Origin of the sequence: Nocardia cyriacigeorgica, assembly GCF_010858045.1 — a bacterium.
Taxonomy (GTDB): domain Bacteria; phylum Actinomycetota; class Actinomycetes; order Mycobacteriales; family Mycobacteriaceae; genus Nocardia; species Nocardia cyriacigeorgica_E.
Genome location: NZ_JAAGVC010000007.1, coordinates 116,061 through 138,090 on the forward strand (window position 1 = coordinate 116,061; position 22,030 = coordinate 138,090).

At 67.4% G+C, this 22,030-nt stretch carries 28 protein-coding genes, 1 tRNA gene and 1 pseudogene; 20 read left to right on the top strand and 10 right to left on the bottom strand.

The window, feature by feature from the left end; translation table 11 throughout:
* The first annotated feature begins 57 nt into the window (after window positions 1-57).
* Window positions 58-1,632, top strand: coding sequence for an MFS transporter (locus tag GV790_RS09550; RefSeq protein ID WP_163812707.1), 1,575 nt, complete (start codon window positions 58-60; stop codon window positions 1,630-1,632).
* An 11-nt stretch (window positions 1,633-1,643) separates the two neighbouring features.
* Complete coding sequence (locus tag GV790_RS09555; protein WP_163812709.1) at window positions 1,644-2,417, top strand: hypothetical protein; 774 nt, start codon at window positions 1,644-1,646, stop codon at window positions 2,415-2,417.
* A gap of 75 nt (window positions 2,418-2,492) precedes the next feature.
* Here GV790_RS09555 and GV790_RS09560 read toward each other — a convergent pair whose 3' ends face one another.
* Window positions 2,493-2,645, bottom strand: a complete 153-nt coding sequence (locus GV790_RS09560; protein ID WP_163812711.1) for a hypothetical protein — start codon at window positions 2,643-2,645, stop codon at window positions 2,493-2,495.
* A 285-nt stretch (window positions 2,646-2,930) separates the two neighbouring features.
* Here GV790_RS09560 and GV790_RS09565 point away from each other — a divergent pair, with 285 nt between their 5' ends.
* The 3 genes from GV790_RS09565 (at window position 2,931) to GV790_RS09575 (ending at window position 4,986) form a co-directional block, all read left to right on the top strand.
* Window positions 2,931-3,323: a PPOX class F420-dependent oxidoreductase gene (locus GV790_RS09565; RefSeq protein ID WP_163812713.1), complete on the top strand. Its 393-nt coding sequence runs from the start codon at window positions 2,931-2,933 to the stop codon at window positions 3,321-3,323.
* Between the two features lie 46 nt (window positions 3,324-3,369).
* Window positions 3,370-3,960 (top strand): TetR/AcrR family transcriptional regulator, encoded by a 591-nt coding sequence (locus GV790_RS09570; RefSeq protein WP_163812716.1) that lies wholly within the window; start codon window positions 3,370-3,372, stop codon window positions 3,958-3,960.
* Window positions 3,961-4,089: 129 nt separating this feature from the next.
* Window positions 4,090-4,986: an LLM class flavin-dependent oxidoreductase gene (locus GV790_RS09575; protein WP_163812718.1), complete on the top strand. Its 897-nt coding sequence runs from the start codon at window positions 4,090-4,092 to the stop codon at window positions 4,984-4,986.
* Window positions 4,987-5,285: 299 nt separating this feature from the next.
* Here GV790_RS09575 and GV790_RS09580 read toward each other — a convergent pair whose 3' ends face one another.
* Together GV790_RS09580 and GV790_RS09585 are read right to left on the bottom strand one after the other, a co-directional pair.
* Window positions 5,286-5,693, bottom strand: a complete 408-nt coding sequence (locus GV790_RS09580; protein ID WP_163812720.1) for a transcriptional regulator — start codon at window positions 5,691-5,693, stop codon at window positions 5,286-5,288.
* 217 nt (window positions 5,694-5,910) lie between these two features.
* Window positions 5,911-6,411: a MarR family winged helix-turn-helix transcriptional regulator gene (locus GV790_RS09585; RefSeq protein ID WP_280213393.1), complete on the bottom strand. Its 501-nt coding sequence runs from the start codon at window positions 6,409-6,411 to the stop codon at window positions 5,911-5,913.
* Between the two features lie 76 nt (window positions 6,412-6,487).
* Between GV790_RS09585 and GV790_RS09590 the strand changes: the two genes are divergently transcribed.
* A complete protein-coding gene (locus GV790_RS09590; protein ID WP_163812724.1) occupies window positions 6,488-6,859 on the top strand; it encodes a VOC family protein in 372 nt (123 codons plus the stop codon).
* 153 nt (window positions 6,860-7,012) lie between these two features.
* Window positions 7,013-7,089, top strand: a tRNA-Pro gene (locus GV790_RS09595).
* Between the two features lie 43 nt (window positions 7,090-7,132).
* Here the strand turns inward: GV790_RS09595 and GV790_RS09600 are convergent.
* The 3 genes from GV790_RS09600 to GV790_RS09610 all read right to left on the bottom strand — a co-directional run bounded on the left by GV790_RS09600 (window position 7,133) and on the right by GV790_RS09610 (window position 9,380).
* The gene (locus tag GV790_RS09600) at window positions 7,133-7,270 is read right to left on the bottom strand and encodes a hypothetical protein (protein ID WP_163812726.1); all 138 of its coding nucleotides are present in this window, start codon (window positions 7,268-7,270) and stop codon (window positions 7,133-7,135) included.
* 232 nt (window positions 7,271-7,502) lie between these two features.
* Window positions 7,503-8,306, bottom strand: coding sequence for a DUF5984 family protein (locus tag GV790_RS09605; protein ID WP_256673157.1), 804 nt, complete (start codon window positions 8,304-8,306; stop codon window positions 7,503-7,505).
* 315 nt (window positions 8,307-8,621) lie between these two features.
* Window positions 8,622-9,380 carry an SDR family NAD(P)-dependent oxidoreductase gene (locus GV790_RS09610; protein WP_163812728.1) on the bottom strand — a complete coding sequence of 253 codons (759 nt, stop codon included), beginning with the start codon at window positions 9,378-9,380 and terminating at the stop codon, window positions 8,622-8,624.
* Window positions 9,381-9,445: 65 nt separating this feature from the next.
* Between GV790_RS09610 and GV790_RS09615 the strand changes: the two genes are divergently transcribed.
* A complete protein-coding gene (locus GV790_RS09615) occupies window positions 9,446-9,826 on the top strand; it encodes a MerR family transcriptional regulator (RefSeq protein ID WP_163812729.1) in 381 nt (126 codons plus the stop codon).
* A 136-nt stretch (window positions 9,827-9,962) separates the two neighbouring features.
* Here GV790_RS09615 and GV790_RS30730 read toward each other — a convergent pair whose 3' ends face one another.
* On the bottom strand, window positions 9,963-10,157 hold the full coding sequence (locus tag GV790_RS30730; RefSeq protein ID WP_348536578.1) for a hypothetical protein: 195 nt from the start codon (window positions 10,155-10,157) through the stop codon (window positions 9,963-9,965).
* A 359-nt stretch (window positions 10,158-10,516) separates the two neighbouring features.
* On the bottom strand, window positions 10,517-11,275 hold the full coding sequence (locus tag GV790_RS09625; protein WP_163812731.1) for a carboxymuconolactone decarboxylase family protein: 759 nt from the start codon (window positions 11,273-11,275) through the stop codon (window positions 10,517-10,519).
* Between the two features lie 121 nt (window positions 11,276-11,396).
* On the opposite strand from GV790_RS09625, the gene GV790_RS09630 reads away from it, so the two are divergent.
* Window positions 11,397-11,948, top strand: a complete 552-nt coding sequence (locus GV790_RS09630) for a TetR/AcrR family transcriptional regulator (protein WP_163812733.1) — start codon at window positions 11,397-11,399, stop codon at window positions 11,946-11,948.
* Window positions 11,949-11,997: 49 nt separating this feature from the next.
* On the opposite strand, the gene GV790_RS09635 is transcribed toward GV790_RS09630, so the two are convergent.
* Window positions 11,998-12,321, bottom strand: a complete 324-nt coding sequence (locus GV790_RS09635; protein ID WP_104359551.1) for a rhodanese-like domain-containing protein — start codon at window positions 12,319-12,321, stop codon at window positions 11,998-12,000.
* Between the two features lie 89 nt (window positions 12,322-12,410).
* On the opposite strand from GV790_RS09635, the gene GV790_RS09640 reads away from it, so the two are divergent.
* From GV790_RS09640 to GV790_RS09680, 9 genes and pseudogenes are all read left to right on the top strand, one after another.
* Window positions 12,411-12,878, top strand: a complete 468-nt coding sequence (locus GV790_RS09640) for a MarR family winged helix-turn-helix transcriptional regulator (RefSeq protein WP_163812735.1) — start codon at window positions 12,411-12,413, stop codon at window positions 12,876-12,878.
* 440 nt (window positions 12,879-13,318) lie between these two features.
* A complete protein-coding gene (locus GV790_RS09645; protein ID WP_163812737.1) occupies window positions 13,319-14,566 on the top strand; it encodes an acyl-CoA dehydrogenase family protein in 1,248 nt (415 codons plus the stop codon).
* On the top strand, window positions 14,563-15,345 hold the full coding sequence (locus GV790_RS09650) for an SDR family oxidoreductase (RefSeq protein WP_163812739.1): 783 nt from the start codon (window positions 14,563-14,565) through the stop codon (window positions 15,343-15,345). The genes GV790_RS09645 and GV790_RS09650 overlap by 4 nt, the downstream gene beginning before the upstream one ends.
* Window positions 15,338-16,369 (top strand): phosphotransferase family protein, encoded by a 1,032-nt coding sequence (locus GV790_RS09655; RefSeq protein WP_163812741.1) that lies wholly within the window; start codon window positions 15,338-15,340, stop codon window positions 16,367-16,369. Before GV790_RS09650 ends, GV790_RS09655 begins: the two co-directional genes overlap by 8 nt.
* 21 nt (window positions 16,370-16,390) lie before the next feature.
* A pseudogene (locus GV790_RS31630) lies at window positions 16,391-16,477 on the top strand (beta-ketoacyl-ACP reductase); the annotation flags it as partial.
* Between the two features lie 92 nt (window positions 16,478-16,569).
* Window positions 16,570-17,553 carry an NADPH:quinone oxidoreductase family protein gene (locus GV790_RS09665; protein WP_163812743.1) on the top strand — a complete coding sequence of 328 codons (984 nt, stop codon included), beginning with the start codon at window positions 16,570-16,572 and terminating at the stop codon, window positions 17,551-17,553.
* Complete coding sequence (locus tag GV790_RS09670; RefSeq protein ID WP_163812745.1) at window positions 17,550-18,185, top strand: HAD family hydrolase; 636 nt, start codon at window positions 17,550-17,552, stop codon at window positions 18,183-18,185. Before GV790_RS09665 ends, GV790_RS09670 begins: the two co-directional genes overlap by 4 nt.
* Before the next feature lie 288 nt (window positions 18,186-18,473).
* A complete protein-coding gene (locus tag GV790_RS09675; protein ID WP_280211776.1) occupies window positions 18,474-19,148 on the top strand; it encodes a dienelactone hydrolase family protein in 675 nt (224 codons plus the stop codon).
* A gap of 114 nt (window positions 19,149-19,262) precedes the next feature.
* Window positions 19,263-19,598: a DUF3140 domain-containing protein gene (locus tag GV790_RS09680; protein ID WP_163812747.1), complete on the top strand. Its 336-nt coding sequence runs from the start codon at window positions 19,263-19,265 to the stop codon at window positions 19,596-19,598.
* A gap of 27 nt (window positions 19,599-19,625) precedes the next feature.
* Here GV790_RS09680 and GV790_RS09685 read toward each other — a convergent pair whose 3' ends face one another.
* Complete coding sequence (locus GV790_RS09685) at window positions 19,626-20,294, bottom strand: CatB-related O-acetyltransferase (RefSeq protein WP_163812749.1); 669 nt, start codon at window positions 20,292-20,294, stop codon at window positions 19,626-19,628.
* Between the two features lie 181 nt (window positions 20,295-20,475).
* Between GV790_RS09685 and yczE the strand changes: the two genes are divergently transcribed.
* Window positions 20,476-21,105 (top strand): membrane protein YczE, encoded by a 630-nt coding sequence (gene yczE / locus GV790_RS09690; RefSeq protein WP_163812751.1) that lies wholly within the window; start codon window positions 20,476-20,478, stop codon window positions 21,103-21,105.
* Between the two features lie 77 nt (window positions 21,106-21,182).
* Complete coding sequence (locus GV790_RS09695; protein ID WP_163812753.1) at window positions 21,183-22,013, top strand: SAM-dependent methyltransferase; 831 nt, start codon at window positions 21,183-21,185, stop codon at window positions 22,011-22,013.
* Window positions 22,014-22,030: the final 17 nt, after the last annotated feature.

Below are 22,030 nucleotides of genomic sequence, written 5' to 3' on the forward strand. Positions count from 1 at the left end.
ACTGCTATGCTTCGAGTTGTGTAACAACACAGCTTGTAACGAAACCCAGGAGGCGCGATGAGCGCACGCGAACAGACCCTCCCGTCGAGCCGCCCGGCCCGCGCGACCCTCCGTGAGTGGCTGGGTCTGGCGCTGCTGCTACTGCCGATGCTCGCGCTGGCGACCGATCTGACCGTGCTGTTCTTCGCCCTGCCCGCGATCAGCGCCGACCTGGAACCCAGCTCTTCGCAGCTGCTGTGGATCACCCACGTATACGGATTCCTGATCGCCGGGTTCCTGGTCACGGCCGGTCGCCTCAGTGATCGCATCGGCCCCCGCCTGCTGCTGTTGATCGGATCGGCGTTCTTCGCCGTACTCTCCCTGGCCGCCGCCTACGCACAAACCGCGGAGGGGCTGATCATCGCCCGCGCGGCCCTCGGAATCGCCGGTGCCGCCCTGATGCCCGCCCTGTTCTCCTTGCTGCGCGCGATGTTCGGTGACGATACGCAACGCCGCCTGGCGATCGCCATCGCCTTCAGCGCGTTCACCGTCGGTGGGGCGATCGGTCCGGTGCTGGGCGGGCTGCTCCTGGAGTATTTCTGGTGGGGCGCGGTCTTCCTCGTGAACATCCCGCCCCTCGTTGCGCTGCTGCTGGCCGGACCGCGGCTGCTTCCCGAACGGGCGGAACGCAATCGCACCCGCATCGATCCGATCAGTGTCGCCCTGTCTGTCACGGGAATGCTGGTGATCGTCTACGGCCTCCAGGAGCTGGCCGCAGGGCGATCCGCGGAAGGTGGGCCTGTGTGGCTCCAATTACTGTGTGTCCTGGCGGGATCCGGAATCCTGGTGTTGTTCCTGCGACGCCAGGGCCGGATACGCGAGCCGTTGTTCGACCTCGCGATCCTCGGCAGCCGGCAAGTGCGGGTAGCGCTTGTGACGCTGCTGCTGATGGGCATCGGCGTGACGGGCATGTTCTATCTCTTCACGCAGTACCTGATGCTGGTCGCCGGACTGACGCCGCTGCGAGCCGGCCTGTGGACGTTGCCGTACATCGTGGCGAATATCGCCGGCGCGATGCTGGCGCCGGGCCTCGCGCGCCGGTGGCCGCCGGCGATGGTCGTGGCCGCCGCGCTACTCGTCGCCGCGGGCGGTGCGGTCGGATTGGCGGCGCTCGCGGGCCCGGCCGCGTCGGCGGCGCCGATCGTGGCGGCGATCTCCGTGGTCGGGTGGGGTCAGGGCGCGGCGGGCGCGTTGGTCAGCGACCTGATCATCGCCGGCGCGCCCGAAGAGAAGACCGGCTCGGCGGCCTCGGCGCAGGAGGTCGGCGGGGAGCTTGGCACGGCCCTCGGTATCGCCGCGGCCGGTGTGATCGGAATCGCCGCGTACCGGCATTATCTGACGGACCATCTTCCCGGCACCGTGTCCGGGTCGGTCGGTCGAGCCCTGAGTTCTGGCATGCACGAAGGCGTCACTGTGGTGGGCCGGCTTTCGGTCGGCGACCCCGCGCTGCCCGCGGTCGTCGATGCGGCGGTCGGCTTCGGGATCCAGGTGTTCGCCGGGATCGGCGCGGTCGTGCTGGCACTGACGGCGGGGCTGATCCTGTACGCCCACCGAAACGAACAGCGGCGGGCACGCCCCGTCTGCGTCGGATGAGAGGAACCGAGATGGGCCCGGTACGGCAGATGCGGAGGTTTACTTCCGACGATGTGCGCGCCTGGGAACGGATCGACGGCGGCATCCAGCTCGGTGCGGCGGTGGATGCCGACTATGGCCGATTGAGCGCCGGTTTCGCCCGGATGGCCGTCGGTGCGCGTGCCCCGCTTGCCGCGCCTTACGAGGAGGTCTGGATCATCATGGCGGGGACGATGACCATCGACGGCGCGGACGATGTTGTCGCCGCCCGCCCGGGAGATCTCATTCATCTGAATCCGGCCACTCGCGGCGAATTCCGGATCGACGACGATCTGGAAATGGTCGCATTGGCCTACCCGCCCGCCTGGGATATCGACCGTGGCGCATGGGAATCGGCCGTCGCGCGATCGACCGAAGGTCCTGCGGCGACGGTGTTCTCAGCCGAACACGCCGCCGCCGGGCGGCACCACCGGGTGGGGCAGGAGTCGCTCGTGCCCGCGGTTGCGGACAGGCCGGCGGAGCCTCGGTTAGGCATCGGCTTCAGGCGGACGCCCGCGGCAGCCTCCATCGAGTTCCGTGTCCCGCGTGATTCGGTAATCGTGGCTGTCGAAGGGCAGTTCACGATCCACGTCGATCACAGAGCCTCCGAGCACCGTGCCGCCGCAGACCGCGGAGCCTACCTCGCCGTGCGCCGAGGACAATTCGTTTACTTGCCGGCGGGGACCGGCGGCACCCTGGTGACCGACTCCGGCTCGGCGATCGCGTGGGCGCACCTGCGCCAAAGCACCGCCGAACCACCGGCGTGACCGCACCGAATCACGGCACTGGCGCCAGGTGGCAGATCGACATCGTGCCCGCCACAGCGCCCGCGCCGTCCGGCGTCAGGGCAGCGGGATTCCGCCGACATTTTTCTCGCGGCATTCGTCGGCCGCGACGCCGAAGGTGATGAACGGCAGGATCTGTCGTACGGCGGCGGACAGTTCGCCGCCGCGGTTGAGTGGGATCCGCTGGGTGTCCAGGCAGGCCAGGATCATCAGCGCGGCGGCGTCGGGTCTTGGTCGCTGCGGAAGCTGCCAGCGGCTATGCCGCCGGCGAGGATTTCCCGGAGGCGCGCGCGGTCCGTCGACGTTTCCACGTCGATCACGCCTACGACGACGTTGCCGGGCCGCCGGTCGGCTCGGCAACGCCGTGGAGGTGGCTCGGACGCCATACTCACTGTTCGCTGTGTGATGAGCGCCCTCGGGAATCCCTCATGGTGCCAACCGTCCGACCGATCCGATACGCTACAGTCGCGTATCTGAATTACGGAAGGTGACACCATGTCGTTCACAGCAGGCGAGCTCGGGTTTCTTCGCACGCAGTCGATCGGCAGGTTGTGCACGATCAGCGCTGCGGGACAGCCGCAGATCCGGCCGGTCGGCGTGCATCTCACCGCCGACGGCACCGGCATCGAGATCGTCGGCCATGCGCTGGCGAGCACCCAGAAGTGGCGCAATGTACTGCACAACCCGCGGGTGGCGTTCATCGTCGACGTCGTCGAGTCGGTCACTCCGCCGGTGGCCTATGGAATCGAGGTCCGCGGTGTCGCGACCGCGCATCCCGGTGCCGGATCGACCGAGGGCGGGCTCAGTGGCGACGTCCTCCGGATCGCCCCGCGCCGAATCCTTTCCTGGGGGATCGATGGGCCCGGCACGCACGCCCGTAACGTCTGAGGCCCGGTGCGCGCGTCGCACCTTCGAGCGAAAAAGGATCACCGCCATGTCGAAACCGGGACGCCCGCGCAACGCGGACCTCGATCGCGATCTGCTCCTGGCGACCCAGTCCCTGCTGGCGGAGGTGGGTTACGACCGGCTGACCATCGATGCCGTGGCGGGCCACTGCGGTACCGCGAAAACCACGGTCTACCGGCGCTGGCCGGGAAAACCCGAACTCGTCGCCGATGCGATCGCACTGCTGCACAGCATCGATCCCGTCCCGGATACCGGGGACCTGCGCGCCGACCTGGTCGCCCTGGCCGCGGCCTGGCATGATCCGGACAGCCGCCGCGACGCCGTCGTCGGCGGATTGCTCACCGCGATGAGCCGCGAGCCGGCTCTTCGGGAAGCCGTCCGCGCCGCGATCACCACGCCGCACCTCGACGCATTCGCCGCCATTGTTGCTCGCGCGGCCGATCGCGGGGAGATCGCCACCGGCCACGATCTGGGATTGATCGGTTCGCTGTTTCCGGCACTCACCTTTCATCGCATCACCGTGCAGGCCGAACCGGTCGACAGCGCGTTCATCGAACGCGTCATCGACGGTCTCGTGCTGCCTGCCCTCGCGGCGCCCCCGTTGGGCGTCATTTCCTAGCCGGCGCGATTCGGACGCGAGAATGCGATGGCGTCCGAGCAGCGCGTTCACCCACGTTCGCCGGCCGTTCGCGCCTATTCTCGGGAAGCGACCTGCCAGCTGTCGAAAGTTCCGTGAGAGGAGCGCACAGTGACCGACTACGGGCGTGATCTCCAATTCGGGGTATTCGTCAATCCCGCCGTCGCGAATCTCGGCAACACGCTCGCGGTGGCCGAGCTCGCCGACGAATCCGGCTTGGATTTCATCGCGGTACAGGACCATCCGTATCAGGCCCGGTTCCTGGACGCGTGGGCCCTGATGTCGACGCTGCTGGCTCGTACGCAGCGGGTGCGGGTCGTTCCGGACGTGGTGAATCTCCCGTTGCGTCCGCCCGCTGTGCTGGCCAAGTCGGCGGCTTCACTGGATGTGTTGTCCGGTGGACGTTTCGAGCTCGCGCTCGGGGCGGGTGCGTTCTGGGAGGCGATCGCGGCGATGGGCGGTGCGGCCAGATCGAAGGCGGAGGCCGCGACCGCGCTCGAGGAGGCGGTCGAGGTCATTCGGCTGATGTGGTCGGACCAGCGGGCGGTGCGTTTCGATGGCCACTTCTACCGACTGTCCGGCGCCCATCCGGGTCCGCGGCCCGCGCATCCGATATCGATCTGGCTCGGGGTCTCCGGGCCGCGTTTGCTGCGGCTGGTCGGCCGGCGAGCCGATGGCTGGATACCCTCGAGCACCTACATTCCGCCGAGCGCGCTTCCGGAGCGCAATGCCGTCATCGATCAGGCCGCACGGGAGGCCGGTCGGGATCCCGGGTCGATTCTGCGTGGTTACAACGTCTTCGGAGAGATCGGCAGCGCGGAATCGGCGCAATTCAGCGGTCCGGTCGATCAGTGGGTTCGGGAACTCACGAGCCTTGCCACCGAATTCGGGATGGACACATTCTTGTTCGGCCACCCCGCCGACGATGTGACCCAGATCCGGACGTTCGCCGAGAAGGTCGCCCCCGCGGTCCGATCAGCGGTCGCCGCTCGTCGAGCTGCCGGCTGATCCGCCGTCGGCCTGACCTGGAGCGCCGCCATTTCGATCCGGCCGGGGGCAGGGGAGTGGATTCGGCTCGCCATTTGACGAGCCGAATCCGCCCGGTTCACCAGCCGGAGCCCGAACCGCCCGATCCGGTGTTGGCGAGGATGGTGCCGATGATCATCTGCAAGATTCCGGCGACAGAGCCGACATATTCCACGGTGTTCCTCCGCTTCTCATCGCCGATTGTCCGGCGTAGCTGGAATATAGCCAGCCAGGTTGCGAAATGTGTGAGTTTCACAAAAGTGGGCGTGCGGCGGTGTCGGTCAGGTTCTGTCGAGGCCGGCCTCGCGTAGCCGGTGGTGCAGTTCGCTGTCGTTCAGTCTGGCGAGATAGGTGTTGTAGGCGGTGGTCGCGGGATCGTTCTCGATGGGGATTCCGGCGCGGTCGGGCAGCAGGCTGGGCGGTAGTTCCCGAGCCGCAGCGGCTTTCAGGCGTGCCGACGTCGATACGGCGGTGGCGAAGGCGCGTTGCGGTCGTCGGTGGGCCCAGGCTGCGACGATCAGGAACAGACCGAACAGCGGCCACAGCAGCGCATAGCCGACGTTGTGGTCGAGAGCGATCGCGCCCTCGAGCCGGAACCACTGCCACGCGCCTACCGCCGTGCATCCGACCGCCGCCACGGTCAGTAACACCGGGGTCAGCAGCGGTCGCGTAGAAGAAGGACTTGCCACACCTCATGTGTACTACAGCGCGTCGCACAACCGCCTGGATGGTTGTCGGGCGACCTCGTCCCGGGAGGCTGGATTCGGTCGGGTCGAGAGTACGGGCTGTTCCGGCCGTCGAGGCCGGGCCGCCGTCTGCGAGCGCATACATCGATTGCGCGCAGATGCCCTCGTGGCAACGGGATTCCGTTCGCCGCGAGCTCGAAACGGTTCGCGGCGTGACGACTCATCGAATCGTCTCGTCGGCCAGGCGTTGCAGATAGCCGGCGAATCGGTGGCGGTCCTCTTCGCTCCACGCTGCGGTGAGTTGTTCGAAGCAGCGGCGCTGCCAATCGCGGGACGCGGCCAGCAGGTCGAGTCCGCTGTCGGTGAGTTGAACGACGGCTCGGCGACGGTCGCGTGCGGAATCTCGGCGCGCGAGATATCCTGCCACCACGGCGTCGCGCACCATCCGGCTGGCGCCGGAGTGATCGAGGCCGAGCTGCTCGGCGACGTCGGTGACGGCCGCCTCCGTACCGCTCTGAAGAACCGCGGCGACGGCTTCGACGACCTGGATGTGCTGCACCCGCCGCAGCTCTCCGTCCGGTTCCTGGGCGACCTGCGCGAGAGCCTGGTTGCTCCAGCGGCGCGACCAGAAACGGACCAGCCGAAACAGCGCCGGACCGCCGTCGACCGCGCCGCCGCTCCCGGCCTTGGGCGGGACGTTCCGAGGATCACGTGTACTCACCCTCGACATTGTATGCGTTGCGCACCTATATTTGTATGCGTATCGCATGCAAATGCTCATGACTCAGGAGGAAACGATGCGCATCGTTCTCAACCACACAATCGTCCCGGCGACCGATAAGCGGATCGCGGCAACGTTTTTCGCCGACCTGCTGGGACTGGCGGTATCCGCTCCGACCGGCCCGTTCATCCCCGTCCACATCAACGACGATCTGACCTTCGACTTCGACGATCGCGCCCGATTCGCCCCCGGCCACTACGCCTTCCTCGTCGACGACGAAACCTTCGACGCAGTGCTCACGAAGCTGGCAACATGGCCCGCAGTCGATTACGGCTCCGGTCCGGAACACGGCTGGGACCGCCAGATCAACCACCTGTCCGGCGGCCGCGGCGTCTACGTCCGAGACCCCGACGGTCACAGCTACGAGCTGTTCACCGCTATCCCGTGAGTCGGCGCTCACCGCACCACGCGTGCACCGGCCTCCGTCCGGACAGCGCCGCCCACTCTGTGCCACTCCCTCCGAAGAGCCATCTGACCAGCGGATTAGCTCTCCAGACACCCCCTGAGGTAATCTCTTCGAGCGCCCGGAAACGCGGCGCAACGGGCTGTGGCGCAGTTTGGTAGCGCACTTGACTGGGGGTCAAGTGGTCGCAGGTTCAAATCCTGTCAGCCCGACCAGAAAAACTCCTTCCGACCTCGGCCGGAAGGGGTTTTCTCGTTCCTACTCGACTGTGCTGGAGAGGGTGGGTTGGGCGTTGCCGGGGTCGGTCGGGACGGCGACGTCGAGCACGGCCGGCTTCGGCGGCGGCGCGCAGGGGCGCGTCGGCGCGGTGCGTAGCCGGGTCACCTTCGCGGGCATCGGCGTCCACCTTTCCGGCTTGCCCCGGATAACGGGGCCGCTTCGCGTATGTGCCGGGGCGGGTTCGCCGCAGATCGAGTCTCACGATCCCCCGGATAACAGCCCATCGTCCGGGTGAGGAGATTCCGCAGGCCAGCCCCCGGAACGCGCGGGCAATAAACGGCGCATGATCGCGCGTTCCGCCGAGTGGCTGGCCTATCCACATAGCGCGATCAGCGGCATTCCCGCGTGTTCACGCCAGATGGGGAGCAAGGATCGCCGCCCCGGCACGTACGGCGGCCCAGTCGGTGTCGTCGTGTCGCGCCAACGCCCGCGGCAACCATGTCCGGCGCTGCGCCTGTTCCTGAATCAGCCCGGGAATATCGAGATCGATCCCCGGGGCGCCACCTGCCGCAGCCAGGCGGTCCACCCGCTCCTGCATGGCTTGCAGCAGCCGATGATCGAAATCGGTTACAGCGGCCACGAATATCTGGGTGCTGAGTGTCCTGCGGCCCGACAGCGGGGCGGAAAATGTGATCTCACCGTCGGGATCGGGTGTGAACCGCCACGCTACGGTGATCGTGTCCTCAGGGTAGAGGGTGCGCCACCACCGAAACGCGGGCCCGAATCGAAGGTACGAGGTGTCGGTCCATCGCCGGCTGTAAGCCTCCGAGGCGGCGGCGACCGCGGAATCGTCGAGGACGTCCGGATCGCCAGCATCGACAACCCATCCTTCGGCTTCAGCGGCGAAAAACCTCGCCAAGTCATCCGGGACCGGCTCGAGAGCCGAAGGTAAAACTTCAAGCAGGTCCTCCCATAGCCGGACCACGTAATAGTCCGGCCAGGGCGGCTCCGCAGCCGGGTTCGCGCGTGTCGAGCCCAGGGTCTGCTCGGTATACCGGAGCAACTCGACACCACCGACTTCCAAGCCGTACCAGCCCTGCGTGAGTCCAAACCAGTGCAGCGTCGGACGTTCCCCCCATGGGGCGACCTCGTCCAGCGACACCAGCTCGAATGGGATCCGCATCATGCCCTGATCCAACTGCGCGACCCGCATCCTGTCGAGCTTGATCGGATCCTGGTCAGGACCCCGGGAAGGAGCGGCCACTGCCAACTGCCACCTCATCGGCATTACAGGATGCCAGTACAGGTTTGAGCACGGCGACCCTAGGAACGGATCTCGCTACCGTCGACCCGCAGCTGCTCGGCCAACCTGGCTAAAGACGAACGCCAGATCCGCCGGCGAGAGCGTGAAGAACCGGAACAGCTCCTCGCGCAGGGGCGGCAGTGTTTGCGCAGTCACCAACAGAATCCGCACCCCGGGCAGTCCGCCCGCGATCTCCCATTGATGGACGCCGCAGCGGCGAGACCGTCAGGCCGTATAGCCGCCGTCCACGGCCAGTGCCGTACCGGTTATGAAGCGCCCGCCCGGACCGGCCAAATACGCAACCGCGTTGGCGATGTCCTCGGCCTCGCCGTAGCGCCCGAGCGCGGTGAGACCCCGCTGGAAGTCGGCGGTGTCGCCGGTGGCCGGGTTCATGTCGGTGTCGATCGGGCCAGGATCCACGATGGTGGCGGTGATCCCGCGCGGACCCAGTTCACGCGCCAAACCCTTGGTCAAGCCCACCAGCGCCGACTTGGCAGTGGCCTGCAGGACGAAGTTGTCACCGGGCACCCGGCCGTTGAAGCACGATCCGATGCTGATGATCCGGCCACCGGCGCCCAGATGCCTGGCCGCAGCCTGCGAGGCCAGGAAAATAGATCGGATGTCCACCGCGAGCACACGATCCAGTTCGTGGGCCGAGACCTCGAGCAGCGGGCCATAGGTGAGGAAGCCCGCGTTGTTCACCAGAATGTCGAGACCGCCCAATTCCCGCACCGTCTGCTCCACCGCGGCCGCAGCAGCATCGGGTTCGGTCAGATCCGCCCGGATGACCACGGCCCTGCCGCCGTGCGCCTCGATCTCCTTTGCCACCTGTTGCGCCTGCTCGATGGCCGTGACGTAGGTCAGTGCAACCGCGGCGCCATCAGCGGCCAAGCGCTTCGCGATGGCGGCGCCGATTCCACGGCTACCTCCGGTCACCAGTGCGACCTTGCCGGTCAGATCATGCTGTGTCGTGTTTTTCGCCATGTCGTTATCGTCAAACCTTGCCACTAATGTGAGGGTCAATCAGGATGGGAAAGGACCTTAGTCACATGCGAATCGGGGAATTATCCGAGCGCACCGGCACTTCACGCCGCTTGCTGCGCTACTACGAGGATCAGGGCCTGATCACCGCCGACCGCGAGACCAACGGTTACCGCACCTACGACGAGGAATACGTCGACCGGGTACTCCAGATCCGCGGTTTGCTGGAAGCCGGTCTCCCCATCCGAATCATCAAACTGATCCTGCCCTGCCTCACACGCCCCGAGACCATTCACTTCTACAACCCCACCCCCGAGATGCTCGCCATCTTGGAACAGCAACGCGACGCTATGACCCAGCGCATCGAATGCCTGCAGCGCAACCGCGACGCCGTCACGGACTACCTAGCCGAGGTGCAGAGCCGCCAACCGCAACCGACGGGGACCTGAGCATCCCCAGCACGGGAAACACTGCCCGGCCTACCGAAATAGCCAAACGCCAGGTGCGGCAGTTGCCGGTGTCGGACTTGGCAATCAGTTCTCCACCGACCATCGCCTTTTCGAACAGTCGATTTCGATGGCACGGTCAGCGTGTGGGTCCATCTCCGCGACGTGCAGGTAGGCCGGGCCCAGCGGTTCGATCGCCTCGGTCAGCGCCCGGTACACCTCGCGGTGGCCGGTCTCGACGATGTCGTCGAGCCGCCCGGCCGTCGGTGCGCAGATCGGCGTTGCTGGACAGAAATTGGTGCAGCAGGTAGCCGTTGGCGTCGTGTCGCTCCACGCCGTCGAAGCCCGCGCTGGTCGCCTCACGCGCGCAATCGGCGATGGTGTCGTGATCCCGGTTCGGGTCGGCTCCTCGGGGTCAGGAAGTCCCGCAGGCCCTCGGGTGTGAACGTCTGCGCCGCGGCCTGCACGGCCTCGGTCATCGGCCGCCAGGCCAGGACCTGCGCCGCCGAGTGCAGACCGGGCGCGAATCAGGTGACCATCGCCGGCATCTGGGTGGCGCCCGGCCCGAAGGCACGGTTGCGGGTCATCGGCACCATCGCGACGTCTGCGACGTCGATCGGGTCGAATGCCGTGGACATCGTGCTCCTCGAGCGTTGTGGGTTGTCCCGCTCGGATGAGCGGGACAGGCCGGGATCAGGCCGCGCTGGGCAGGTAGTCGACGCGCGCGACTGCGGGCGCGGACACGACCTGCACCGCGGCCCCGTCGGCGACCTGGACGTGCAGGAAGCCGCCTTCGATCGCGATGCGGACGTCGTCGACGACGGCGACCGGCGTGCCATGTCGGTCGAACAGGGTGTAGCCGGCGACGAGTTCGATGCGGGTGGCGGTTCGCCATTTCTGGGTCATGGTTGTGCCTTCTGTGGGCGCGACGGGTGGGAAGTCCAGCTCGGGCCGCGCGACATGGTTGAAGTAGTTGGACAGGATGTTCAGCGCGACGTGCCCGACGATCTCGCTCAGTTCGGCGTCCGTGACGCCCTGCGCGCGGACCTCGGCGAGCAGCACATCGTCGACCCGGCCGCGTTCGCGCAGCACCACGTGTGCGAAACGAAGCACGGCGTCAGTGTGCGGGTCCTCGGCGCGCGCCAGCCGGGTATCGGCGATCTCCTGCTCCGAGAGCCCCATCCGGCCTGCCCGCATGGTGTGGGCGGCCACGCAGTAGTCGCAGCCGTTATCGGCGGCGACCAGCAGCGCGAGCCGCTCCCGGGTGCGCACATCGAGGGTGCCGCCGGTCAGTGCCGAACGCAGCGCGAGATAGCCACGCAGGGTGGCGGGGCTGTTGGCCAGTGTCGCGTACAGATTCGGCACCCGGCCCAGCTGGCGTTGCACGTCGGCCAGGAGTTCGGCCTGGTCGGCGTCGGCGGTTTCCGGGGTGACAAGGGGCAGTCGTGACATTGATCGACTCCATGCTCGCTCAAAAACGGCACCGATTGGTGCCGAAATGAACGGTACTGATCGGTTCCGTTTTGGTCAAGCGTTTCGGTACCGATCGGTTCCGTGCTGCTACAGTGAGGTCATGGCGACCCGAGCACGGCAGCGGCTGCTGGCCACCGCGGAGGATCTCTTCTATGCCGAGGGGGTCCGCGCCGTCGGCTTGGAGCGACTGCTGAGTGAATCCGGCGTGGGTCGGGCCTCGTTCTACCGGCACTTCGCGAGCAAGGACGACCTGGTGGTCGCCGTGCTCACCGAGCGGGACGAGCGCTGGCTGGCCTGGCTACGCGAAGCGGTCGAAGCGGTGGACGAGCCGGCCGACCGTCCGCTCGCGGTGTTCGATGCGCTCGCGCAGCGGTTCGCGCGCAAGGATTTTCGTGGATGTGCATTCATCAACACCATGATCGAGGTGGCCGATCCGGACGCGCCGGCGCACCGGGTAGCCGATCGGCACAAGCGCCGGGTCATCGAGTATCTGGGTGAACTGCTGACTGCCGCGGGCCGTGCCGATGCCGAAGAGCTGGCCGGGGAGTTCGCGCTGCTCATCGACGGCGCTATTGTCACCGCGCTACGCGAGAGTTCGCCTGCGGCAGCCGAGCGGGCGGGTCGCATCGCCGCACGGCTGCTCGCAGACTGAGCATGCGGGAAACCGTGGGCGCGGGACGATTCCGCGCCCACGGTGATCGTCACGGCTCGACCGGCAGGCCCGCCGCGGTCCAGTCCTCGATCCCGTCACGGTACTTGCGGACGTTGGTGTATCCGAGCTTCTCCAGCTTGCCTGCGACCTGCTGGCTGTTCGGGCAGGCGGCGTTCGAGCAGTACGTGACGATCGCGGCGTGCTTGTCGGGCAGCAGGCGCGCGGCGTCGGCGTCCACATCCGCGGCCAGGAGTGCGATGGCTCCGGGGAGGTGCTGCTTGGCGTAGTAATCGCCGCCGAGTGCGTCGATGACGGTCACCGCGCCCGCCTCGATCTCCGCTGCCAGTTGTTCCCGGGTGATCAGTTCGGTCATTTCCCACTGCTTTCTCGTGAAGGGAAAAGTATGTGCGTGTGCACGCTACTATTTGCGTGCGCACGCACACAATAGGGTTAAGCTGGGTTGTGCCCAATTCGTCGCCTCGCTCGATCCCTGCTGTCCGCGCCTGGGCCGCCCTGCTGCAGGTGCACGCGCGGCTGGTCCCCGAACTCGACGCCGAGCTGCGCCGCGCTGCAGGCTTGCCGCTGGGCTGGTACGACGTGCTGCTCGAACTCGACGATCGGCAGCCACTGCGGATGAGCGATCTGGGTGAGCGGGTGGTGTTGAGCCGCACCAGGATCAGCCGTCTGGTGACCGAACTCGAGGCGCAGGGGTTGGTGCGGCGCGAGGCCAACCCGGACGACGGCCGTTCGGCTTTCGTCGGCATCACCGAGCAGGGGCGCGCCCGGCTGCATGCGGCGATGCCGCACTACCTCGCCGGTATCGAGCGCCGTTTCGCCGGCCTGTCCACCGGACAACTCGACGTGCTCGCTGACACGCTGCGTACGGTCCTGGGCCCCGCCGACCTTCCCGACCCTTCCGTGGCTCCCTGACCGCGCCGCGCGCGGGAAGAGTCTCCGAGCTTCGGGCCGGGGCGGAGGCGTCTATCGATAGTGGTCATCGCTGCGGGTGCGCCGCGAGCAGAGGAGCACCACGGTGAAGCGGCAGCGTGCACACTGCGATCGCGATACCGAGCCGATCGGCCGGAGGGCGGCCGGGATCGACCGAACGCCAGATTCATCGGCGAGAGCGCGACACCGCGAGCACACTCTGGTTCAGTACGCTGCGTGCCCGCCACGGAAGCGCGACTGTCTCGACGCGGCACGCCTATGACTGCGGCAGGGTCGTCGATCAGCGGACCTTCACCGCACTTGAAATTGACGCCGAGTTCAATATACCGTTTGTGCGGTTGGTTCACAGGTCGAGATCCCACCGTCGGCTCGACCGCACCGCTGATCGCCGACAACGCCGTCTTACCCCGTCAGGAGCCAGGATGTCCCTGTTCGACACCTCCGAACGTGCCGAGAAGTACCGGGCGGAACTGCTCGACTTCATGGATGCGCACGTCTACCCGGCCGAGGCCGTGTACGACCAGCAGATGCGTGAGTCCGGTGATCCGCACTTCCATCCGCCGATCATGGAGGAACTCAAGGCCGAGGCTCGGCGGCGTGGGCTGTGGAACCTCTTCCATCCGCATGCGGAGTGGGGTCCGGGGCTGACGAATCTGGAGTACGCGCCGCTGGCCGAGATCATGGGCCGCAGCTTCATCGCTCCGGAGGCCTGCAACTGCAACGCTCCCGACACCGGCAATATGGAGGTCTTGACGCTCTTCGGCACCGACGAGCACAAGGAGAAGTACCTGAAGCCGCTGTTGGAGGGCACGATCAGGTCGGCGTTCGCGATGACCGAGCCGCGGGTGGCCAGCTCGGACGCGACCAATGTCGAGTTGTCGATGGTCCGCGACGGCGATGACTACCTGCTCAACGGGCGGAAGTGGTTCGCCTCCAACGCGATGCACAAGAACTGCAAGGTGCTGATCGTGATGGGCAAGACCGATCCGAACGCGGCCCCGCATCGCCAGCAGTCGATGATGGTGGTGCCGATCGACGCACCCGGCATCACGGTGATGCGCAACCTTCCCGTCTTCGGCTACCAGGACCGCGAAGGCCACGCCGAAATCGATTTCGACAATGTCCGGGTGCCGGCCAAGGATGTGCTGAAGGGGGAGGGCGAGGGCTTCGCGATCAGCCAGGCCCGGCTCGGCCCCGGCCGCATCCACCACTGCATGCGGTCGATCGGGATGGCCGAACGCGCACTGGAATTGATGTGCACCCGGGCACGTTCGCGCAGCACGTTCGGCAAACCGATCAGCGACAACGCCAACATCCAGGACTGGATCGCCGAATCGCGGATCGACATCGAGATGATCCGGCTGCTCACCCTCAAGGCCGCCTACCTGATGGACACCGTTGGCAACAAGGAGGCGCGCACCGAGATCGCGGCGATCAAGGTCGCAGCACCGAATATCGCGTTGAAGGTGGTGGACCGGGCGATTCAGGTGCACGGCGGTGGCGGGGTCACCGACGATTTCCCGCTGGCCATGGCATGGGCGCATCTGCGGACGCTGCGCCTTGCCGACGGTCCGGACGAGGTGCACAAGCGTGCCATCGCCCGCCAGGAACTCGGCAAGTACCGCACCGCCGATCTCGCCGCGAACAACGGACAGCAGGTCAAGGCATGACGGGCATCGATCTGAGCGGGCGCACCGCCGTCATCACCGGCGCCTCGCGCGGCATCGGGCTCGCCGCGGCACAGGCCATCGCGGCTGCCGGTGGCAATGTCGTGCTCACCTCGCGGTCGCAGGAGTCGGCGGACGCGGCGGCGGCCGAGGTCGGCGGCAACGCCCTCGGTGTCGCCGCGCACGCCGTCGACGAGGATGCCGCGCGCCGGTGCATCGACCTGACGCTCGAAAAGTTCGGCAGCCTCGACATTCTCGTCAACAACGCGGGCACCAACCCGGCCTACGGCCCGGTGATCGATCAGGACCACGGCCGGTTCCAGAAGACCTTCGACGTGAACCTGTGGGCGCCGATCCTGTGGACGTCGCTGGCCACCCGCGCCTGGATGGGCGAGCACGGCGGCGCGGTCGTCAACACCGCCTCCATCGGCGGCATGGGTTTCGAGGCCAACCTCGGTCTCTACAACGCGAGCAAGGCAGCGCTGATCCATCTCACCAAACAGATGGCGCTGGAACTGTCGCCGCGGATCCGGGTCAACGCGGTCGCGCCCGGCGTGGTGCGCACCAAGCTGGCCGCCGCGCTGTGGCAGGAACACGAGCAGCTGCTCAACGAGGCGACGGCGCTGAACCGGATCGGCGAACCCGCCGACATCGGCTCGGCCATCGCCTTCCTGGCCTCCGACGCCGCGAGCTGGGTGACCGGCGAAACCATGGTGATCGACGGTGGACAGCGGCTCGGTGACGCGACCCAGTTCCGTCAGGGCCCGGTCGCGGATGGGTGAGCACCTCGCGGTGGACCCGGACGCGATCGCCGGCTGGCTCGACGCACTCGGCATCGAATCCGATGCCCCGCTGCGTTTCACCCGCATCGGGCTCGGCCAATCGAACCTGACCTATCTGCTCACCGACGCCGCCGGGCGACGGTGGGTGCTGCGCCGTCCGCCGCTGGGCCATCTGCTGGCGTCCGCGCATGATGTGGTTCGCGAAGCCCGCATCATCGCGGCCCTGGAAGACACCGCGGTGCCCGCACCGCGCATCCTCGGGGTCTGCACCGATGAGTCGGTGTCGGAGGTGCCGCTGGTGCTGATGGAGTTCGTCGACGGGCTGGTGATCGACACCATGGACGTCGCGCGCTCGCTCACGCCGCAGCGGCGCGGCGAGATCGCCTCGGCATTGCCGCGCACCCTCGCGAAGATCCACGCCGTCGATATCGAGGCCGTCGGGCTCGCCGATCTGGCCTCGCACAAGCCGTACGCGCAGCGTCAGCTCAAGCGCTGGGCCGGGCAGTGGGAACACTCGAAGACCCGGGAGCTTCCCGAACTCGACGACCTCACCCGCAGACTCGTCGCCGCCGTACCGGAACAGCACGAGATCACCCTGGTGCACGGCGATTTCCACCTGCGCAACGTCATCGCCGATCCCGGAACCGGCGCGCTGAAAGCGGCGCTGGACTGGGAGCTTTCCACGCTCGGCGAACCACTGGCCGATATGGGCAGCCTGCTGGCCTACTGGCCCGAACCCGGCGAAGAGGAACTCGGCGGCGATTTCCCGGCCTCGACCCTGCCGGGCTTCCCGACCCGCGCCGAACTGGCACGGATGTACCTGTCCGAAACCGGGCGCGACCCGGCCGCTCTGCAGTACTGGCACGTGCTCGGCCTGTGGAAGCTGGCGGTGATCGCCGAGGGCGTGATGCGTCGAGCGATGGACGAACCACAGAACCGGGCCGCGGCGGGCACCCCGACCGTCGAGCGGATCGACGCTGTGGTGCGCAAGGCCACCGAAGTCGCCGACGCCGCCGGACTCTGACCACATCTTCAGGAGAACGATATGACTCAGGAAACCAGGACCGCCATCGTCACCGGCGCCGCGCGCGGCATCGGGGCAGCGGTGGCCGCACGCGCGGGGCGTGATGGCGCGTACTGGGTGGTGGACGTTGCGGCGCGGCTCGCCGAACTCATCGATCTGCCGGTGGCGGCGGATCCGGCTACGACCACGAGGAGCTGACGGTGAAAGCATGGCGAGTGAACGAACTCGGCGAACCGCGCGAGGTGCTGCGGCTCGAGGAGATCGCCGACCCCGAGCCCGGACCGGGACAGCTGTTGGTGCGCGTGCTGGCCGCGCCGGCCAATTTTCCGGATGTGCTGCTGTGCCGCGGCAAATACCAGATCACCCCACCGCTTCCATTCACCCCGGGGGTCGAGCTGTGCGGCGAGATCATGGCAGTCGGTGACGGTGTCACCCGGTTCGCGGTCGGCGATCGCGTGATCGGCAATCCGAACCTGCCCGGCGGCGCGTTCGCCGACATGACTGTTGTCGATGAAGCCAACGCCTTCGCCGCGCCCGCCGCGCTCGATGACGCGGAGGCCTCCGCTCTGAGTATCGGCTATCAGACCAGCTGGTTCGCCCTGCACCGGCGCACCACTCTTCGACCAGGGGAGACCCTGCTGGTGCACGCCGCCGCGGGCGGTGTCGGCAGCGCGGCGGTGCAACTCGGCAAAGCCGCTGGCGCCACCGTGATCGGTGTCGTCGGCGGTGCGGACAAGGCCGAGTACTGCCGGGCACTGGGCGCCGACCTGGTGATCGACCGGCAGCGCGAGGACTTCTTGCCGATCGTCAAGGAGTTCACCGGCGGACGTGGCGTCGACGTCGTCTACGACCCGGTGGGCGGCGACGCCTACGCCAAATCCACCAAATGCATCGCCTTCGAAGGCCGCATCCTGGTGATCGGGTTCGCCGGCGGCACCATCCCGCAGCCGGCGCTCAACCACGCGCTGATCAAGAACTATTCGATCATCGGATTGCACTGGGGCCTGTACAAGCAGTACAACAACCAGGCCATCCAGGACTGCCACGACGAGCTCACCCGGCTCGCCGCCGCCGGCGCGATCAAGCCGCTGGTCAGTGAGCGGCTGGCACTCACCGACGTCGCCGACGGGCTCGGCCGCCTCGGGGAGGGCAGCACCGCCGGGCGAATCGTGTTCCAGCCATGACCGGCACCGCGCTCGACCCCCGCGAGGCGATCCTGGTCGATTTCGGCGGCGTCATGACCACAAGCGTGCTCGACGGGTTCCGCGAATTCGGCGCCTCGCTCGGGCACCCGGATCTGCCGATCACCCTGCTCAGCACGGATGACATCGCGCGTACGCTGCTGGCCGACCACGAATCCGGTCGCATCGACGCCGATGCCTTCGACGCCGGATTCGCCGAACGGCTGCGCGCGCACGGCGCCGAGGTGGATGCGGACGGGTTGAGCGCCCGCATGCAGAGCGGTCTGCGCCGGGACGAGGACAGTATCGAACTGATCCGCGAACTTCGCGGTGCGGGTATTCCCGTCGCGCTGGTATCGAATGCGTTCGGCCGGGACTGTTACGCGGGATTCGATCTGGCCGAACTCGCCGACGTCGTTGTGATCTCCTCGGAGGTCGGTATACGGAAGCCGTCACGTCGGATCTATCAGATCGCCTGTGATCGGCTGGGTATTCAGCCGGCGCAGGCGGTGATGGTCGACGATCTGCGGCACAACCTCGACGGTGCTGCCAGGCTCGGCATCGCTGGTGTACTGCATACCGCCGCTGCCGATACCCGTCGGCTGCTGGCCGACCGGCACGGAATCGGCATCTGACATCCCTTGGCCCGACGGCGCCGGGCGGGCAGGCATCGACGGGATCCTGCACGGCAACGCCGGCCGTACCGCCGAGGAACTCGCGACCCGCTACGGCGTGTTCCCGCTGCTACCGCGTTCTCCGCCCGCGGCGAACCGGGGCCGGCGGCGCCCGCGGACGAGACCGTGGATGCGATGACCGCCGCGGCATGGACCCGACGATCGCGGGTAGTGCTGCGGGTAGGAGGTCTTTGCGCCCGGATGCGGCCGTGCCGGCGTCGCATGGCGGCCGCCAGCGCAGGAGGGAACGTGTTCGTCGACGAAGAGGTGCGGATTCCGATCGACGAGGTCGGGCTGGACGGACATGTCTGGCTGCCGAGACGCGATGGCGGCGTGGTGGTTTTCGCGCACGGCAGCGGCAGCGGACGGCACAGCCCGCGCAATCGGCAGGTCGCCGCGGTACTGCGGCGGGCAGGCCTCGGCACGGTGTTGCTCGATCTGCTGACCGCGGCGGAGGACGACCTCGATCGGCGCACCCGTGCGCTGCGGTTCGATATGCCGCTGCTCGCCGGGCGCCTGGCCGGAGCCGTCGACTGGCTGACGGGGCAGCCGGCCACCTGCCGGCACCGGATCGGGCTGTTCGGTGCGAGTACCGGCGCGGCGGCCGCGCTGCTCACCGCCGCCGAACGGCCCGCCATCATCCACGCCGTCGTCTCCAGGGGTGGGCGACCGGATCTGGCCGGCGATGCGCTCACCCGAGTGCGGGCACCGACGCTGCTGATCGTCGGCGGCGCCGACGATCAGGTCCTCGACCTCAACCGGCAAGCGATGCGTCACATGACGATCACACCGCGACTGGAGATCGTGGCGGGCGCCACCCACCTGTTCGAAGAACCAGGAACGCTCGACCAGGCGGCCGAACTCGCCGCGGCCTGGTTCCTCCGCCACCTGGGCGCCGCACCGGCCGCGCCGCCGCCGCTGTGATCGCCCGGACACCGCTACCTCGGCGCGGACCGGCGGTTTCACGCACGCGCCACCGGGTACCGCCGCAGCATCAACCGCGGAAGTTCAGCCAGGCCGAGCAGCGAGGTGAGACCGATGGCCGAGACTCAGGTCGACGACGAACTCTGGAACGAATTCCACCGCGTGGTCAACATGTCGTCGCACGCCCTGCGCGACTGGCTACGCACCGAGGCGTCGGGTGCGCATGCCGAACGGGAACCGGACCGGTCCGGCCCCGAGATCGGCAGGCAGGTACTCGCCATCCTCGGTAAACGCCGGACCGACCTCACCGCCGACGACGTCGCGACCATGCGATACGTGGTGGATGAAGTCACCGCTGCGCGCCGCGCCGATCTGGAACCGGTCGCGGGTGACGCCCAGTTCCGGCACCGGCTGATGTCTCTGGGCCACGACCCGTTGCAGGCTCCCTGATCAGCGGCGGACGCCGGATCCGGATGTTCAGCTCGCCGTTGCGGCCAGGAGCCCGTTCTCGCGGGCGATCTTCTCGATCTGCTCGGGTGTGCCCGCCATGATCGTGCGCACGTGCTCGGTGACCAGCTCGACCGGCCAGTTCCACCAGGCCGCACGCAGCAATCGGTCGATGTCGTCGTCGGGGAAGCGCTGCTTGACGGTGCGGGCCGGGTTGCCGCCGACGATGGTGTACGGGGCGACGTCGCCGGTGACGACGGCACCCGTGGCGATGATGGCGCCGTCACCGATGCGCACGCCGGGCATCACCAGGCTGTTGTAGCCGAACCAGACGTCGTTGCCGACCACGGTGTCGCCGCGGCTGGGGATCGAGGTGATGATGTCCATGGTCTGCTCGGCCCAGGTGCCGCCGAAGATGGTGAACGGGAAGGTGGACACCCCATGGGTCGGATGGTTGGCGCCGGCCATGATGAAGCGGGTGCCGGTGGCGATGGCGCAGTAGCGGCCGATGATCAGTTTCTCCGGGCCGAACGGATAGAGCACGTTGTTCGTTTCGAACTCGGTGGCCGCGTGCGGATCGTCGAAATAGGTGTAGTCGCCGACTTCGATGCTGTCGGAGGTGATGTGCGGTGCGAGAAAGACCGTGCGGTCGGTGTGCGGAAGCGGGAAGCGGGTCGTGGGATCAGGAATAGTCGACACCGCAGCGAGCCTAGTTTGCGTGCGTGCGCCGCGGCCTGTGCCGATGCGGTCGGTCGATTCCCGGTAGCGTCGTAGCAACTCGGGGCCGGCGGACTGGCCCTTTCGTAAGTATCCAGTTGGCGGGCCAGTGGCCGAGATCTGGCTATTGGGCATAGGTCCAGTTGTGGGTCAAGCTGGACCGATGGTGCGTCGGCTGATCGCGTTGTACGCGGGTTTGTGGTTGTACGGGTTCTCCATGGCCGTGATGGTGCGGGCAGGGCTCGGCTTGGATCCCTGGGATGTGTTTCATCAGGGCGTGGCCGAGCACGTGCCGCTGAGCTTCGGGATGGTCACCGCGCTGACGGGGATCGCGGTCCTGCTGGCATGGATTCCGTTGCGGCAGCGGCCCGGGCTGGGCACGGTGAGCAATGTCGTGGTGCTCGCGGTGTCGGTCGACGCCGGGTTGTGGATGCTGCCGGAATGGGAATCACTGCCCGTGCAGGCGGGTGCCATGGTCGCGGCGGTCGTGCTCAACGCCGTCGCCACGGTGCTCTACATCGGAGCGGGTATGGGGCCGGGCCCGCGTGACGGCCTGATGACGGGCCTGGTCCGGCGCATCGGGCTGTCGGTCCGGGCGGTGCGCACCACGATCGAGGTCACGGTGCTGGTCACCGGATGGCTGCTCGGCGGCTCGGTCGGTCTCGGCACCCTGGTCTACGCCTTCGGCATCGGGCCGTTGATCCAGGTGCTGATTCCGGTGGCCGATCGGTGGCTGCCCGGATTTCGGGACGAGCCCGCCCCGCAATCGGATCCGGTGCCCGCAACCGCGTAAAGGGTTGTGGCTGCACGAGATTTCCCGAGCGCCTACGATGTGCGCACGGGAGAGATCTCCGTTGATGGGAGAGCGTGATGAACGACAGTGCGAGCGTGGTGGATCCGAACACGCCCAGCATCGCGCGGGTGTACGACTACCTGCTGGGCGGGAAGGACAATTACCCCGTCGATCAGGAGATCGGCGACCATTTCAAGATCAATCTGCCCGGCTCGGTGTCCATCGCCTTCGGTAACCGGCAGGCCCTGGTGCGCGCGGTGCGCGATATCGCGCGCAGCGGTGTGCGGCAATTCATCGATCTGGGCAGTGGGCTCCCGACCGCCGACAATGTGCATCAGATCGCGGCCCGCTACACCGACGGCGCCAAGGTGGTCTACGTCGACAACGATCCCATCGTGCTCGCCCACGGGCGCGCCCTGCTTGCCACCGATGACAACACGACCGTGGTGCAAGCGGATGTGCGTGAGCCGGAGCGGATCCGCGACAGCGACGAGGTGGCGCGGCTGATCGATTTCGACGAACCGGTCGCGGTCGTGTTCAGCGCGATCCTGCACCACCTCAACGACGATGAGGATCCCAGCGGGGTGGTGTCGTACTGGCGCGACCAGATCCCCTCCGATAGCCAGATTTTCATCTCGCACTTCCGATCCGGCGGCAATGCCGAGACCGAAGCCGCTGAGCAGAAGCTGCAATCGACGTTCGGCCGCGGCCGCTGGCGCACCGACGACGAGATCGGTGCCCTGTTCGGCGATCTCGAGATCCTGGAGCCGGGCATCGTGCCCGCGGTGCTGTGGCGGCCCGATGCGCCGGGCGAATCCGACACCTCGGTCTCCACCATCGGTACGCCGGAAAGAGAACTGACGGTATGGGATCAGTTGATCGTCGCCGGTCTGGCGCGCAAACCGTAAGGGACTTTCGGCACTTC